Raw genomic sequence first — 14437 nt, forward strand, 5'->3', positions numbered from 1 at the left:
TCGGGATGTTCGCCGGATACTGGCAGAACCCAGTATCCGGCGAACGAGCCGGTTACGCGACCGCAGGCGTGCCGCGGACGTGACCCGACGACAGGTCGAAGCGATCGGCGTTCATCACCTTGGTCCAGGCCCAGACGAAGTCCTTGACGAACTTCGGCCCGGCATCGCCCGAGGCATAGACCTCCGCCAGCGCGCGCAGCTGCGAGTTGGCGCCGAACACCAGATCGGTGCGCGAGGCGGTCCACTTCTCCTCGCCGGTCTCACGCAGCGTACCGAGATATTCCTCGTCGCTCTCGTCGCTGAGCTGCTTCCACGCGGTCTGCATGTCGAGCAGGTTGACGAAGAAGTCGTTGGTCAGCTGACCCTTGCGATCGGTGAACACGCCGTGCTTTTCGGCCTTCGGATGGTTCGCGCCGAGCACGCGGAGCCCGCCGACGAGGACCGCCATCTCGGGGCTGCTGAGCCCGAGCAGCTGCGCACGATCGACCAGCAGCTCCTCTGTTGGAACGCTGAACTTGACCGACAGGTAGTTGCGGAACCCGTCTGCCTGCGGTTCGAGCACATCGAAGCTTTCGGCGTCGGTATGCTCTGCCGATGCGTCCGTGCGGCCCGGCTCGAACGGTACCTCGATCTCGGTACCGGCCGCCTTCGCCGCCGCCTCGATCCCGACGGAGCCGCCGAGCACGATCAGATCGGCGATCGATACCTTCTTGGCACCCTTGCCGTCGAAGTCCGCCTTGATGGCTTCATAAGCCGACAGCACCTTGGCGAGCTGCGCGGGCTGGTTGACCTCCCAGTCCTTCTGCGGCGCCAGACGGATGCGCCCGCCATTGGCACCACCGCGGTGATCCGACTGGCGATAGGTCGAGGCCGAGGCCCAGGCCGTCGTCACCAGTTCGGCGATCGACAGGCCCGCATCGGTGATCGCCTGCTTCAGCGCGGGCACGTCGCTCGCGTCGATCTGCGGATAGTCCGCAGCGGGGATCGGATCCTGCCAGATCAGGTCCTCGGCAGGGACTTCCGGCCCGAGATAGCGAACCCGCGGACCCATGTCGCGGTGGGTCAGCTTGAACCAGGCGCGGGCAAAGGCATCCTCGAACGCCGCCGGATCCTTCTGGAAACGCCGGCTGATCTCGAGATACTTCGGGTCCTTCTTGAGCGCCATGTCGGCGGTCGTCATCATCGTCGGCACCTTGACGCCCGGCGAATGCGCCTTGGGTGCCAGCGTCTCTTCGGGGTTGCCGACCGGCTGCCACTGGTTGGCGCCCGCCGGGCTCTTCACCAGCTCGTATTCGTGATCGAGCAGCATGTCCCAATAGGTCATGTCCCAGGTGATCGGGGTCGGGGTCCAGGCGCCTTCGATGCCGCTGGTGATCGTGTGATCGCCCATGCCGCTCTCATGCGTCGAAACCCAGCCGAGGCCCTGCGTCGCGATGTCCGCGCCTTCCGGCTCGACGCCGACCAGCTTGGCATCACCGGCGCCATGCGCCTTGCCGAAGGTGTGGCCACCGGCGGTGAGCGCGACGGTTTCCTCGTCGTTCATGCCCATCCGCGCGAACGTCTCGCGCATGTCGCGTGCCGAACCGAGTGGGTTCGGGCAGCCGCCTGGACCTTCGGGGTTCACGTAGATGAGGCCCATCTGGATCGCAGCCAGCGGGTTTTCGAGCGCGCGGCCCGACTCTTCCTCGATCCGGGTGTCGCCGAGCCATTCCTGCTCGGTGCCCCAATAGATGTCCTTCAGGGGTTCGAACACGTCCTGGCGACCCCCGCCGAAACCGAACACCGGACCACCCATCGATTCGATCGCGACGTTGCCCGCCATGATGAACAGATCGGCCCAGCTGAGCTTCTGGCCGTATTTCGACTTGATCGGCCACAACAGGCGGCGAGCCTTGTCGAGGTTGCCGTTGTCAGGCCACGAGTTCAGCGGCGCGAAACGCTGCGAGCCCGACGACGAGCCACCGCGGCCGTCGCCGGTGCGATAGGTGCCGGCGGAATGCCAGGCCATGCGGATGAAGAACGGGCCGTAATGCCCGTAATCGGCCGGCCACCAAGGCTGGCTGTCGGTCATCAGCGCGACCAGATCGGCCTTCACGGCGGCGTGATCGAGGCTGTTGAACGCGGCGGCGTAATCGAAATCGTCGCCCATCGGGTTACCCGACAGGCCGTTCTGCTGGAGGATGTCGAGGCTGAGCTGGTTCGGCCACCAGTCGCGGTTGGTCCGGCCGAGCAAACTGCGGAGCGCGGCGGGCTCCTTGTTCGGGTCGCTCAGCGGACTGCCTTCGGTGATTGCGTCCATGATCCTGTCTCCTGTCGAACTGAACATATCGTATGGGCCATCTGACGTGACCTAGGAAACGACTTAATCTTGTCGGTCTAAGCGAGTGTATCGATCAAGCGTCGACATCCTCCGGCTCGGGGCGCGGGGGATGCAGGCGCAGTCGGTTGATCCGGCGCTCGTCGGCATCGATGACTTCGAGCCTCCAGCCGCTAGGATGATCGACGCACTCACCGACCTGCGGCACATGACCTGCGAGCAGCGCGGCGAGGCCGCCCAGCGTGTCGATGTCGCCGTCGACCTCGGCCAGGCGCGGGTCGATCAGTTCGGCGGCGTCCTCCAGCTCAGCGCGCGCGTCGGCATCCCAGGCACCGCCGTCTAGTGGGGTGAGCAGCACCTGCGGGGCGTCGTCATGCTCATCCTCGACCTCGCCGACGATCTCCTCGATCAGGTCCTCGAACGTCACGAGGCCCTCGGTGCCCGAATATTCGTCGAGCACGATCGTCAGGTGGACATGCTTCTGCCGCATGTCGGCGAGCAGATCGAGCGCACCGCGCGACATCGGCGCATAGAGCGGTTCGCGGATCAGCCCTTCCAGCGTCGGCGGATGCTCGGCACCGGTCGCGAGGATCTTGAACACGTCCTTGATGTGGACCATCCCGATGATCGTATCGAGGTTGTCGCGGTAGACCGGCAGGCGGCTGTGCCCGGCATCGGCGAACAGCGCGACCAGATCGGCGAAGCTGGTATCCTCCTCGACCGCGATGATGTCGGCGCGCGGCACGCCGACATCGCCGGCGTCGCGCTCGCTGAAGTGGAGCAGGTTGCGGACCATCTGGCGCTCGAGCGGGGTCAGGTCGCCTTTCGCATCGGGGGCGGGATCGCCTTCGTGGCGGTCGATCGCATCCTCGAGCTGGTCGCGCAGCGATTCGTCCTGCGCACCGAAGATCAGCGTCTTCAGTCCGCGCCAGATACTGTCGTTACTGTCGCCAGGCGCGGCATTGGGGGCGTCGGCCATCTCGGTCGTTCAGTCCTCGCGTATCAGATACGGGTCGTGCAGGCCGAGTGCGTCGAGCGCATCGCGTTCGATCTGCTCCATGCCCTCGGCTTCATCGTCGTCCATGTGGTCATAGCCTAGCAGATGCAGCACGCCGTGCACCACCAGATGTGTCGCGTGATCCTCGACCGAAATGCCGCGCTCCGCGGCTTCGGCGACGCACACGCCGTGCGCGAGCACGACGTCGCCGAGCAGGACCTCGCCGTCGTCGGAATTCTGGCTGATGGTTTCCAGCAGGTCGGCTTGGACCATCGGGAAGCTGAGGACATTGGTCGGCTTGTCCTTTTGCCGATACTGCTTGTTGAGGGTCTGCACCTCATCGTCCGAGGTGAGGCGGATCGAGATCTCGACGGTCGAGGGCAGCGTCAGGAGTTCACCGTGCGGGGTACGCTCGATCGCGGCATTGGCGGCGCGGAGTGCAAGCGCGTCCCAGTCGGTCGCGTCGGACCAGGGCGGGTCGAAGGACAGTTCGATGGCGAGCATGGGGTTCCTTCAGGCCAGATCGGTCAGGGCGAAATCGTCACCCTTGTAGAGAAGTTCCGCACCGTTCGTCTTGGCGCAGGCGTAGGCGAAGCAGTCGCCCATGTTGAGGCGTGCTGGGTGGCCGGTACCCTTACCGTAGTGATCGTGGACTTCGACGGCGATGTGCGCTTCCTAATCGGCACGAGGCGAAGCCCAAAATCGGCGATGAACGTTTCAACCTCTATTTGGGCGGTCTTCATCCGCACTTTGCGCTTGCGGGCTACGGCGCGTATCGTCTCCCATAATGCAATCGCCGAGTACAGAGTATCCTCGGCGTCGCCGAAGCGCTGAGCAACTGAATACGTGTCCGGCTCATCGGTTATCATCGCAACCATCGCAGACGCGTCAACGAAGACGGTCAATCGTCTTCCTCGTCGTTCAGCGAGTCATAGAACGCCTTGTCGGCTTCGAGTCCCGTTGGCTCACCCAAAGGGTGCGAGGCACGCCATGCCCTCAGCCGTTCATGGATGCTCGGCGCCGACGCTTCCGGCATCAATTCGGCCCTACGCCGCCGCAGCAGGTCACGGACGACCTCGGTCTTCGTGACACCAAGTCGGGAAGCAAGTTCGGCCGCAAGCTCCGCGGTCTCGCTGTCCTTGATATAGAGAGATGCCATCATCGCCTCCTGGGGATATCCCGACGCTACGCCAGGATATCCCGCAGCTCAAGCCTCGTTCCCCTCATACGCTTCGACGATCCGACCGACAATCGGATGACGCACCACGTCGCCGGACGTGAAGCGGCAGATCGATAGCGCCTCGACGCCCTCTAGCCGGACGACCGCGTCGGCGAGGCCCGAGGCGCTGACGCCGCCGGGGATATCCACCTGTTTCGGATCGCCGCAGATCACCATCCGGCTGTTCTCGCCGAATCGGGTCAGGAACATCTTCATCTGTGCCGGCGTGGTGTTCTGCGCCTCGTCGAGGATGATGAAGGCGTCGGCCAGCGTACGGCCGCGCATGAACGCGATCGGTGCGATCTCGATCTCGCCAGACGCGATCCGGCGTTCGACCTGCTCGGCGGGCAGGCAGTCGTTCAGCGCATCGTACAGCGGGCGAAGATAGGGATCGACCTTCTCCTTCATGTCGCCGGGCAGGAAGCCCAGTTTCTCGCCCGCCTCGACCGCGGGGCGCGACAGGATCAGGCGCTGGATGCTGCCGGTGATGAGCTGCTGCACCGCCTGCGCGACCGCGATGTATGTCTTGCCGGTACCTGCGGGTCCGAGTGCGAAGATGATGTCGTTGTTGACCAGCTCGCGCATGTAGTGCGCCTGCGCCGGGGTGCGCGGCACGATCGTCTTTTTCCGGGTGCGGATCATGATCGGCGGCGCGCCGGTGCCGCCTGCGTCGGCGCGGATGATCCCGGTCAGCGTCGGTTCGGACGCCATCGCGATCGACGCGTCGACCAAGCCGGTATCGACCTCCTCGCCGCGCTGGATGCGGGCATAGAGATCGTGGAGCACGTCGCGCGCCGTCGCGACCTGTTCGGCGGTCCCTTCCAACCCGATCTTGTTGCCCCGCGCGGTGATATAGACCCCGAGGCGGTTTTCGAGGGCGACCAAGTTCTGGTCATACTGGCCGAAGAGGCGGGATAGCGCCTGCGGCTTGTCGAACAGGAGTTCGACGCGGCTGCGTTCGCCGGACTGGGCGGGGACGGGCTTGCGGCTCATGCGGTCCTTTCAAGACGACGCGAATGTTGACGATGTTGAGACGGTAGCGGGGTTCGTACACCGGAGATGAGGGGCGTACGCGACGCGTTCAACCAGCGCCCGTGAGCGCGGTGAAAAAGGATCGAGTCGCGCGGGCGCAGCTGCATCGCCGGCAAGTCTGGCAGGTCGCGCCGACGTAGGACAGCGCTATTCGTGGCGGCGACACCGCATCGCGGGCGTCAGGCGGCGGCGCGCATTGCCGGGACGCCGGCCAGGCTGTTCGGATCGGCGCGGACGAGGTCGACCGAGACGAGGTCGCCGATCCGCGCGTCGGTGATCAGGTGGACCGACTGCAGCCAGGGCGACTTGCCGATCAGCTGGCCGGGCAGTTTCCCCGGGCGTTCGAGCAACACGTCGCAAGTGCGCCCGACGCTGTTCGCGTTGAACGCCTGCTGGTCGCGGTTGAGCGCGGCCTGGAGGCGTTGCAGGCGCTCGTCCATCACGGCCTCCGATATCTCGTCGGTCATGGTCGCTGCGGGGGTGCCGGGGCGGGCGGAGTATTTGAAGCTGTACGCCTGCGCATAGCCGACCGCGCCGACCAGACTCAGCGTATCGGCGAAATCGGCCTCGGTCTCGCCGGGGAAGCCGACGATGAAATCGCCCGACAGCGCGATGTCGGGGCGGACCGCGCGGACGCGGTCGAGCAGGCGGAGATAGTCGTCGCGGCCGTGGCTGCGGTTCATTGCTTTCAGGATGCGCGTGCTGCCCGACTGCACCGGCAGATGCAGGAACGGCATCAGGCTCTCGACGTCGCCGTGCGCGTCGATCAGGCCCTGGCGCATGTCGTTGGGGTGGCTTGTGGTGTAGCGGATGCGGGCGAGGCCGGGGATGCGGTCGAGCGCGCCGATCAGGTCGTGCAATCCGCTGTCGCCCTCGCTCCAGGCGTTGACGTTCTGGCCGAGCAGCGTGATCTCGCGCGCGCCGGCATCGACCAGCGCCTTGGCCTCGTCGACGATCGCCGCGAACGGCCGGCTGACCTCGGCACCGCGGGTATAGGGAACGACGCAATAGGTGCAGAACTTGTCGCAGCCTTCCTGCACGGTCAGGAACGCCGATGGCGCCACTTTCCGCCGCGCCGGCAGAGCGCCGAACTTGGACAGGATCGGCATGTCGGTATCGAGCGACGGCACGCCGGCGGCGGCGCTGGCGACCAGTGCGGGAAGGTTGTGATAGGCCTGCGGGCCGACAACGACGTCGACCTTTGCGCGCGCGAAAATTTCAGGCCCTTCGGCCTGCGCGACGCAGCCGGCGACCGCGATCATTGGCGTCTTGCCGCCCTTCCGCAGCCGACCGATGTCCGAATAGACCTTCTCGGTGGCGCGTTCGCGGATGTGACACGTGTTGAGCACGACCAGATCGGCATCGGCGGCGTCGGCAGGCGTGAGGCCGTCGGCGGCCATCAGCTCGGCCATGCGCTCGCCGTCATAGACGTTCATCTGGCAGCCGAACGACTTGACGTGAAAGGTCTTGGGGGCGGTTTTCGGGGAAGACATGCGCGCCCCATAGCAAATCCTCCCCGCCACGGGGAGGATTATGCGGCTTCGATCCGTCGGCGAGCTTCCGCGGCGATCGCCTTGCGGTTGCCGTAGTCGGCGGGGTCGAACACGTCGCAGAAATGCAGCGTCGGGTGGAAGACACCGGCGCGGCGCAACACCCGCAGTGCGTGGTCCTTGCCGTGCTCGTCGCCGACCCAGGCGAGCGCCGCGGTGGCGTCGCCGTAGTCGATCCGCACCGGTTGGACGCGGACCCCGGGCGGCGGCGGGTCGAGTGCTGCGAGCAGCGACGCCTTGAACGGCGCGATGGTCACGCCATCACCGGTCGTGCCCTCCGCAAACAACGTCACCGGCCAGTCGGCGGCAAGCGTCTCGCGGATCTGCTCGACCTGCGCGTGCACGCCCAGCCGGTCGCCGCGACTCACGAAGATGGTGTGGTTGAGCCGGCAGAGCCAGCCGACCAGCGGAACGGTCTCGAGTTCGGCCTTTGCGATGAAGGCGGTGCCTGTGGCGCCCGACAGCAGCAGGATGTCGATCCAGCTGAGGTGGTTGGCGACGATCACGACATGATGGGTCAGCGGCGTGCCGACGATCCGCGGGCGGGCGCCGACGATCCGCGCGACCAGCCCGAGGAACCGCGGCGGCCAGGGCGAACGCCGACCGACCAGCCGCCAGGCGCCGTGCAGCGCCAATGCGATCCCTAGCGCCGCGATCAGCGCCGCCAGTCGCGCGGCTAGCCGCACACTGCCTATGCGTCTTTCCGGGCCAGGCTGACGCCGTACAATTCCATGCGGTGGTCGACCAGGCGGAAGCCGAGCTTCTCCGCGATCGCCTTTTGCAGCTGCTCGAGCTCGGGGTCGACGAACTCGATCACGCGGCCGCTCTCGACGTCGATCAGGTGATCGTGATGTGCCTCGGGGGCGGGTTCGTAGCGGGCGCGGCCGTCGCCGAAATCGTGGCGATCGAGGATGCCGGCCTCCTCGAACAGCCGCACGGTGCGGTACACCGTCGCGATCGAGATCCCGCGGTCGATCAGGCTGGCGCGCTCGTACACTTTTTCGACATCGGGATGATCCTCCGCTTCCGACAGCACGCGTGCGATCACGCGGCGCTGCTCGGTGATGCGGAGCCCCTTCTGGTTGCACAATGCTTCGAGGTCGATCTTACGCGGCATGATAATTCCCTGACGATGACCATGTAGGCGCAATTGGCTGTTGCGAAAAGAGATACCGACTCGCAATAACGCCGTGCCCGTGGCTCAGGCTCGCAGTTTCCGGCTATAGGTATGCGCGTCGTGCGCCTGGCCCGTCTTGCTGCGATAATAGGCGCGGCGTTCGCCGACCTTGACGAAGCCGTGACCGACATACAGCCGCACGGCGGTGTTGCTCGCGCGGACCTCGAGATGCAGCGTCGCGATGCCGTTGGCGATGCAATCCGCCTCGACGCTGCGGAGCAACGCGGTGCCGACGCCGCGGCAGCGGCAATCGGGCGCTACCCCCAGCAGCAGCAGTTCGGCCTCGTCGGCGACGCTGCGGGTCATCGCGAAGCCTGCGGCGACGTCGTCGACCATCGCCAGCGTCAGACGGACGCCGGGCATCGCGAGAACGCCAATGCACTGGCTGCGCGTCCACGCCTCGCCGAAACTCGGGTCGAACGCGGTCTGCATCAGCGCATCGACCGCGACGATATCGCGGGCGTCGCCGCTGCGCAGCATGATGGTGCGGGTCGCCATCAACGCGGCGCCTGGGGCTTCGCGTCAGGCGCACGGCCGTAGATCGGACGCGCGGGGAGGGCGGCCAGCGCCGCCGGCAACAGGATCGCGTCGGCGGCGTCGGGCAGCGCCTCGGTCAGGTCGAGCGAGGCGTCGAGCGCGGCGAGCCAGCGCACCCCGTTGCCGACAGCGGGCAGGTCGCCGAGCGCGGCGAGCGCGGCATCGGGCTTCAGCGACGCCAGATCGGCGTGCGGCGAAAGGTCGGCGGCGAAGGCCTGCATGAAGACCTCACCGTGCCCGCCTTCCATGATCACTGCAATATCGGCGGCGGGGCGAGCGTGCAGGGCGGCGGCGGCGATCAGCGGAAGCGAGGAATAACCCGAGACCGTGCCACCCCAGCCGAGCGCGAGCCCGCGCGCGGCGGCGATGCCGACGCGGACGCCGGTGAAGCTGCCCGGTCCGCAATCGACCAGGATGTGCGCGGCGCAACCCCCGTCGGGAAGGCCGGCGATCATCGGGATCAATCGCTCGGCATGGCCGCGGCCGACGACCTCGTGCGCGCGGGCGATCACCGTGCCGGACTCGATCAGGGCGACCGAGCAGGCGGCGGTGGCGGTTTCTATGACGAGCGTGCGCATTGGGATTTCAGCCTTCGTCTTCGTCATGCCGGACTTGGTCCGGCATCCACCGCTCCGCGCAATCTACGGTATTTGCTTTGCGACACGGTGGACCCCGGAACAAGTCCGGGGTGACGGCAGGCGGACTCAAACGATCGTGTTGAACTTCTCGAACGCCGGCCGGGGCAGGCGGGCGTGGACGGTCGCGGGGTCGCCGTGGCCGAGCGTGGCGATGAAGTTGGTCCGCACCGCCGGCGTGTCGGCGAAGAACGCCGCATCGACGAGGCCAGCGTCGAACCCCGACATCGGCCCGGTGCCGAGCCCCAGCATCCGCGCGGCGATGATGAAATACGCGCCCTGCAGGCTCGAGTTGCGGAACGCCGACGCGGCGCGCAACTCGGCGTTGCCGTCGAACCACGCCTTGGCGTCGACGTGCGGGAACAGCTCGGGCAGGTGTTCGTGGAAATTTGTGTCCATGCCGATGATCACCGAGACCGGCGCCTTGAGGATCTTCGGCTGGTTCTGCGCACTGCACGCATCCGCCAGCTTGCGCTTGGCCTCGTCGCTGGTCACCCACACCAGCCGCGCGGGCAGCTGGTTGGCGGAGGTCGGGCCCCATTTCATCAGGTCCCAGATCGCGTGCAGGTCGGCCTCGGCGACGGGCTGGTCGGTATAGCCGTTGTAGCTGCGCGCGGTGCGGAACACGGTATCCAGTGCGGTATCGTCGAGCATTAGACGGCTCTCACTTCGGTGACTTCCGGGACATAATATTTTAGCAGCTGTTCGATGCCGTTCTTCAGCGTCGCGCTCGACGACGGGCAGCCCGCGCAGGCGCCCTGCAGCTGCAGGAACACCTTGCCCTTGTCGAACCCGCGATAGACGATGTCGCCGCCGTCGTTTGCGACCGCGGGACGGACCCGGGTCTCGATCAGCTCGCGGATCTGCGCGACGATGTCGGCATCCGCCGGGTCGTCGGTCAGGACCTCGTCGCTCGGCACCGAGAAGCCGGCGGTAGCGGGTCGGAACAGCGGCATGGCGGCCGAGAAATGATCGAGCAGGATCGCCAGGATGTCGGGCTTGAGCGAAGGCCAGGATACCCCCGGGGCGGCGGTGACCGAGACGAAATCGCGGCCGAAGAACACGCCGGTGACATCGCCCAGGCCAAAGATCGCGTCGGCGAGCGAGCTCGCCTCGGCCTCTTCGGGGGTCGCGAAATCGCGCGTGCCCGACTCCATGACGGTGCGTCCCGGCAGGAACTTCAGCGTCTGGGGATTGGGAGTGGATTCTGTCTCGATCAGCATGGGGCACATGTGGCGCGGCGGGGCGTGCGGATCAAGCGCGGAAGGGGAAACGGTTTCTTTCGGGCGCGTCGATCGAGGTGGTCGTGATGCCTTCGTGAGGCCCTCCCATCTTCCGTCATCCTGACGAAAGTCAGGACCCAGGGTTCCAGGCGGCGCACTCGGGGCTCTGGGTCCTGACTTTCGTCAGGATGACGAAGGGAGGGGGAGGGTGATGGCGGAGGCACCCCTGGAACGCTGGCGGTTCTTCCGCACGCCCGCTACAGAACGGCGCATGGTGTCTTCCCCGCGTGCGCTCGCTCCCTTGCTCCTCCCTCTCGTGCTCGCGCTGGCGATCCCTGCGATTGGGCAATCCGGTGCGCCGCAGGGTGCGCCTGCCAAGGAGGCGCCGACGCTGCCCGCGCTGACGGGCATCGATACCACCGCCTGGCTCTACAAGGGCAGCGACCTGACCCGCGATGCGGACTGGAAGTTCGGCACCTTGCCCAACGGCCTGCGCTTCGCGGTCCGCAAGAACGGCGTGCCGCCCGGCCAGGTCTCGGTGCGGGTGCGGATCGATGCGGGGTCGCTGAACGAGACCGACGACGAACGCGGCTATGCGCATTTCATCGAGCATCTGTCGTTCCGCGGCTCGCAATACGTCCCCGACGGCGAGGCCAAGCGGGTGTGGCAGCGGTTCGGCGCGACCTTCGGCTCGGACACCAACGCGCAGACCACGCCGACCTCGACGACCTTCAAGCTCGACCTGCCGTCCGCGACCGAAGCCGGGCTCGACGAGAGCCTAAAGATCATGTCGGGGATGATGGAGCAGCCGGTCATCACCGACGCTGCGGTCGCCGCCGAGCGCCCGGTGGTGCTGGCGGAACAGCGCGAGCAGCCGGGCCCGCAGGTGCGGTACGGCGATGCGATTCGGAAAACGTTGTTCGCGGGCCAGCCGCTCGCCGACCGGTCGCCGATCGGCAACATCTCGACGCTGCAGGCCGCCACCGGCGCGACCGTGAATGCGTTCCACGACCGCTGGTACCGTCCCGAAAACGCCGTCGTGGTGATCTCGGGCGATATGGACCCGGTGCTGTTCGCGCGCCTGGTCGTCAAGAATTTCGCCAGCTGGAAGGGCATCGGCCCGAAGGTTCCGGCGCCCGATTTCGGCAAGCCCGATCCCAAGGCGCCGTCGTCCGGAACGATCGCCGAACCGGCAATCCCCGCCGTCGTGACGATGGGCGTGGTGCGGCCTTGGGAATACAAGGACGACACCGTCAAGATGAACCAGGATCGCCTGGTCGACACGCTGGCGACGCGGCTGATCAGCCGCCGGCTCGAGACGCGCGCGCGCGCCGGGGGCAGCTTCCTCCAGGCCAGCGTATCGATCGACGACGTCTCGCGCTCGGCGAACCTGACCAGCGTCAATATCGTGCCGATCGGCGACGACTGGCAGGCGGCGTTGAAGGACGTCCGCGCAGTGATCGCCGACGCCGAGACGACCGCGCCCAGCCAGGCCGAGGTCGACCGCGAATATGCCGATTTCGACACGATCATGCGCACCTCGGTCGAGACGCAGCGGGTCGAGGCGGGGTCGAAGCAGGCCGACGACATGGTCGGTGCGCTCGACATCCGCGAGACGGTGGCATCGCCACAGACCTCGTACGACATCCTGCGCGATGCCAAGGCGAAGGGCATGTTCACGCCCGCGACGCTGCTGGCGTCGACCAAGCGGATCTTCGACGAGGGCGTGACCCGCGCGATGGTCAACACCCGGACCCCGGACGATGGCGCCGCCGCAAAGCTCGCGACCGCGCTCAGCGTCGATGTGAAGGGGCTGGCCGGCAAGCGCCGTGCGCAGGCCTCGGTCGATTTCTCGAAGCTGCCGTCGCTGGGCAAGCCCGGCGTCGTCGCATCGCGCACGCCGATCCCGCAGTTCGGCATGGAGCAGGTGAACTTCGCCAACGGGACTCGGTTGCTGTTGTATGCGAACGCGGGCGAGACCGGCCGCGTCTATGTGCGCGTGCGGTTCGGTGGCGGCTATGCGGCGCTGCCCGCGAACCGGCCGACGCCGGCGTGGGCGGGCGACCTCGCGCTGGTCGCGGGCGGCATCGGCAAGCTCGACCAGGGCGATCTCGACCAGCTGACCGCGGGACGGCGGATCGGGCTCGATTTCGGGATCGACGACGATGCCTTCACGCTCGGCGCGATCACCTCGCCGACCGACTATACCGACCAGCTGCGGCTGATGGCGGCCAAGCTCGCGTTCCCGGGCTGGGACCCCGCCCCGGTGGCCCGCGCGCGTGCGGCCGCGCTGGCCGGGTTCGCTGGCTATGATTCGTCGCCCGACGGCGTGCTCGCGCGCGATCTCGAAGGCTTGCTGCGCGCCGGCGACCCGCGCTGGGGCACACCGTCCAAGGCGACGGTCGAGGCGCTCACCGCAAAGGATTTCCGGACCTTCTGGGAGCCGTTGCTGAAGACCGGGCCGATCGAGGTCTCGGTATTCGGCGACGTCAAGGCAGACGAGGTCATCGCCGCGGTGGCAAAGAGCTTCGGCGCGATGAAGCCGCGCACGGCGGCGCCGGTCGTCGCGTCGACGGTCGGCTTCCCCGCGCACAACACGACGCCGGTGATGCGCACGCATACCGGTCCCGAGAACCAGGCCGCGGCGGTGATCGCCTGGCCGACCGGCGGTGGGCTCGCCGACATCGCCGAGAGCCGTCGCCTCGACGTGCTCGCGCAGGTGTTCAGCGACCGGCTGTTCGAGCGGCTGCGCCAGGCGGCCGGCGCCAGCTACAGCCCCAACGTGTCGAGCCAGTGGCCGGTCGGGATGAACAGCGGCGGCCGGATGGTCGCGATCGGCCAGGTGGCGCCGGACAAGGTCGCGTTCTTCTTCGAGATCGCGCGCAAGATCGCGGCGGAACTGGTGTCGACGCCGATCCCGACGGACGAACTGGAGCGCATCCGCAAGCCGATGGGGCAGTACATCATGCGCGCGTCGACCGGGAACCAGTTCTGGCTGCAGCAACTGGGCGGCGCAACGTTCGACCCGCGGCGGATCGACGCGACGCAGCACATTGCTAGCGACCTGGTGGCGACGACGCCTGCCGACCTGCAGGCGACCGCGGCGAAGTGGCTGCGGCCGGACAAGGACTGGACGATGGCGGTCGTGCCGGCGGGGGTTGCGAAGAAGTAGGGGCGTTCTCGGCAGCGTTTCGCGCCGCCTTGGGAGACCCCAGCCTTCGCTGAAGTGACGGTCAGGGTGACCGTGACGGTGGACGATGACGGTCAAGGTGAGGGTGGGTGTTGGCGGGCTTCCGCTCCCCCGCATCCGTCATGCCAGCGCAGGCTGGCATCTCCCGTCGGAGCGCGATAGCCTCGTCGCATGGTGCGCGGCGGCTGGACCTATATCATGGCGAGCAGGCCGCACGGCATGCTGTACATCGGCGTGACCAATTATCTTGCAGCCCGGGTCGACCAGCATCGTCGTGACGAAGGCTCCGTGTTCTGCCGGCGATACGGCATCAAGACTTTAGTGTTCGCCGAGGCGCACGAGACGATCCAGGACGCGATCTGGCGCGAGAAGGCGTTGAAGGCGTGGAACCGAGCGTGGAAGATCCGGCTGATCGAAGAGTTGAACCCGGAGTGGCGCGACCTGTACGATACGCTGACATGATGGCGGAGCAATGGCCTTCCACTCCGGCCCCCCACGCCGTCATGCCAGCGCAGGCTGGCATCTTTCCCTCGTGTCGAGCCGGTTGCCCCGAACGGGAG

At 67.0% G+C, this 14437-nt stretch carries 14 protein-coding genes and 1 pseudogene; 2 read left to right on the forward strand and 13 right to left on the reverse strand.

What is annotated here, in order from left to right:
- Window positions 1-52: 52 nt before the first annotated feature.
- The 13 genes and pseudogenes from katG to SJY20_RS06175 form a co-directional block, all read right to left on the reverse strand.
- A complete protein-coding gene (gene katG, locus SJY20_RS06115) occupies window positions 53-2299 on the reverse strand; it encodes a catalase/peroxidase HPI (protein ID WP_380785713.1) in 2247 nt (748 codons plus the stop codon).
- 94 nt (window positions 2300-2393) lie between these two features.
- The gene (locus SJY20_RS06120; RefSeq protein ID WP_380785715.1) at window positions 2394-3296 is read right to left on the reverse strand and encodes a hemolysin family protein; all 903 of its coding nucleotides are present in this window, start codon (window positions 3294-3296) and stop codon (window positions 2394-2396) included.
- 9 nt (window positions 3297-3305) lie between these two features.
- Window positions 3306-3818, reverse strand: coding sequence for an rRNA maturation RNase YbeY (ybeY, locus tag SJY20_RS06125; protein WP_380785716.1), 513 nt, complete (start codon window positions 3816-3818; stop codon window positions 3306-3308).
- 9 nt (window positions 3819-3827) lie between these two features.
- A pseudogene (locus tag SJY20_RS06130) lies at window positions 3828-4192 on the reverse strand (type II toxin-antitoxin system VapC family toxin).
- A gap of 23 nt (window positions 4193-4215) precedes the next feature.
- Window positions 4216-4473 (reverse strand): type II toxin-antitoxin system VapB family antitoxin, encoded by a 258-nt coding sequence (locus SJY20_RS06135; protein ID WP_380785717.1) that lies wholly within the window; start codon window positions 4471-4473, stop codon window positions 4216-4218.
- A 48-nt stretch (window positions 4474-4521) separates the two neighbouring features.
- Window positions 4522-5526 (reverse strand): PhoH family protein, encoded by a 1005-nt coding sequence (locus SJY20_RS06140; protein ID WP_380785718.1) that lies wholly within the window; start codon window positions 5524-5526, stop codon window positions 4522-4524.
- Between the two features lie 218 nt (window positions 5527-5744).
- Window positions 5745-7058: a tRNA (N6-isopentenyl adenosine(37)-C2)-methylthiotransferase MiaB gene (gene miaB / locus SJY20_RS06145; protein ID WP_380785719.1), complete on the reverse strand. Its 1314-nt coding sequence runs from the start codon at window positions 7056-7058 to the stop codon at window positions 5745-5747.
- Between the two features lie 38 nt (window positions 7059-7096).
- Window positions 7097-7801 carry a lysophospholipid acyltransferase family protein gene (locus SJY20_RS06150; protein ID WP_380785720.1) on the reverse strand — a complete coding sequence of 235 codons (705 nt, stop codon included), beginning with the start codon at window positions 7799-7801 and terminating at the stop codon, window positions 7097-7099.
- A gap of 5 nt (window positions 7802-7806) precedes the next feature.
- A complete protein-coding gene (locus SJY20_RS06155; protein ID WP_380785721.1) occupies window positions 7807-8232 on the reverse strand; it encodes a Fur family transcriptional regulator in 426 nt (141 codons plus the stop codon).
- A gap of 84 nt (window positions 8233-8316) precedes the next feature.
- On the reverse strand, window positions 8317-8790 hold the full coding sequence (locus tag SJY20_RS06160) for a GNAT family N-acetyltransferase (RefSeq protein WP_380785722.1): 474 nt from the start codon (window positions 8788-8790) through the stop codon (window positions 8317-8319).
- The gene (tsaB, locus tag SJY20_RS06165; protein WP_380788588.1) at window positions 8790-9407 is read right to left on the reverse strand and encodes a tRNA (adenosine(37)-N6)-threonylcarbamoyltransferase complex dimerization subunit type 1 TsaB; all 618 of its coding nucleotides are present in this window, start codon (window positions 9405-9407) and stop codon (window positions 8790-8792) included. The genes SJY20_RS06160 and tsaB overlap by 1 nt, the downstream gene beginning before the upstream one ends.
- Before the next feature lie 126 nt (window positions 9408-9533).
- A complete protein-coding gene (locus SJY20_RS06170; RefSeq protein WP_380785723.1) occupies window positions 9534-10118 on the reverse strand; it encodes a malonic semialdehyde reductase in 585 nt (194 codons plus the stop codon).
- Window positions 10118-10687, reverse strand: a complete 570-nt coding sequence (locus tag SJY20_RS06175; RefSeq protein WP_380785724.1) for a NifU family protein — start codon at window positions 10685-10687, stop codon at window positions 10118-10120. The genes SJY20_RS06170 and SJY20_RS06175 overlap by 1 nt, the downstream gene beginning before the upstream one ends.
- A 271-nt stretch (window positions 10688-10958) precedes the next feature.
- Between SJY20_RS06175 and SJY20_RS06180 the strand changes: the two genes are divergently transcribed.
- The gene (locus SJY20_RS06180) at window positions 10959-13859 is read left to right on the forward strand and encodes a M16 family metallopeptidase (protein WP_380788590.1); all 2901 of its coding nucleotides are present in this window, start codon (window positions 10959-10961) and stop codon (window positions 13857-13859) included.
- A gap of 189 nt (window positions 13860-14048) precedes the next feature.
- On the forward strand, window positions 14049-14339 hold the full coding sequence (locus SJY20_RS06185) for a GIY-YIG nuclease family protein (RefSeq protein WP_380785725.1): 291 nt from the start codon (window positions 14049-14051) through the stop codon (window positions 14337-14339).
- Window positions 14340-14437: the final 98 nt, after the last annotated feature.

It is taken from the genome of Sphingomonas sp. R86521 (assembly GCF_042466235.1).
Taxonomy (GTDB): domain Bacteria; phylum Pseudomonadota; class Alphaproteobacteria; order Sphingomonadales; family Sphingomonadaceae; genus Sphingomonas.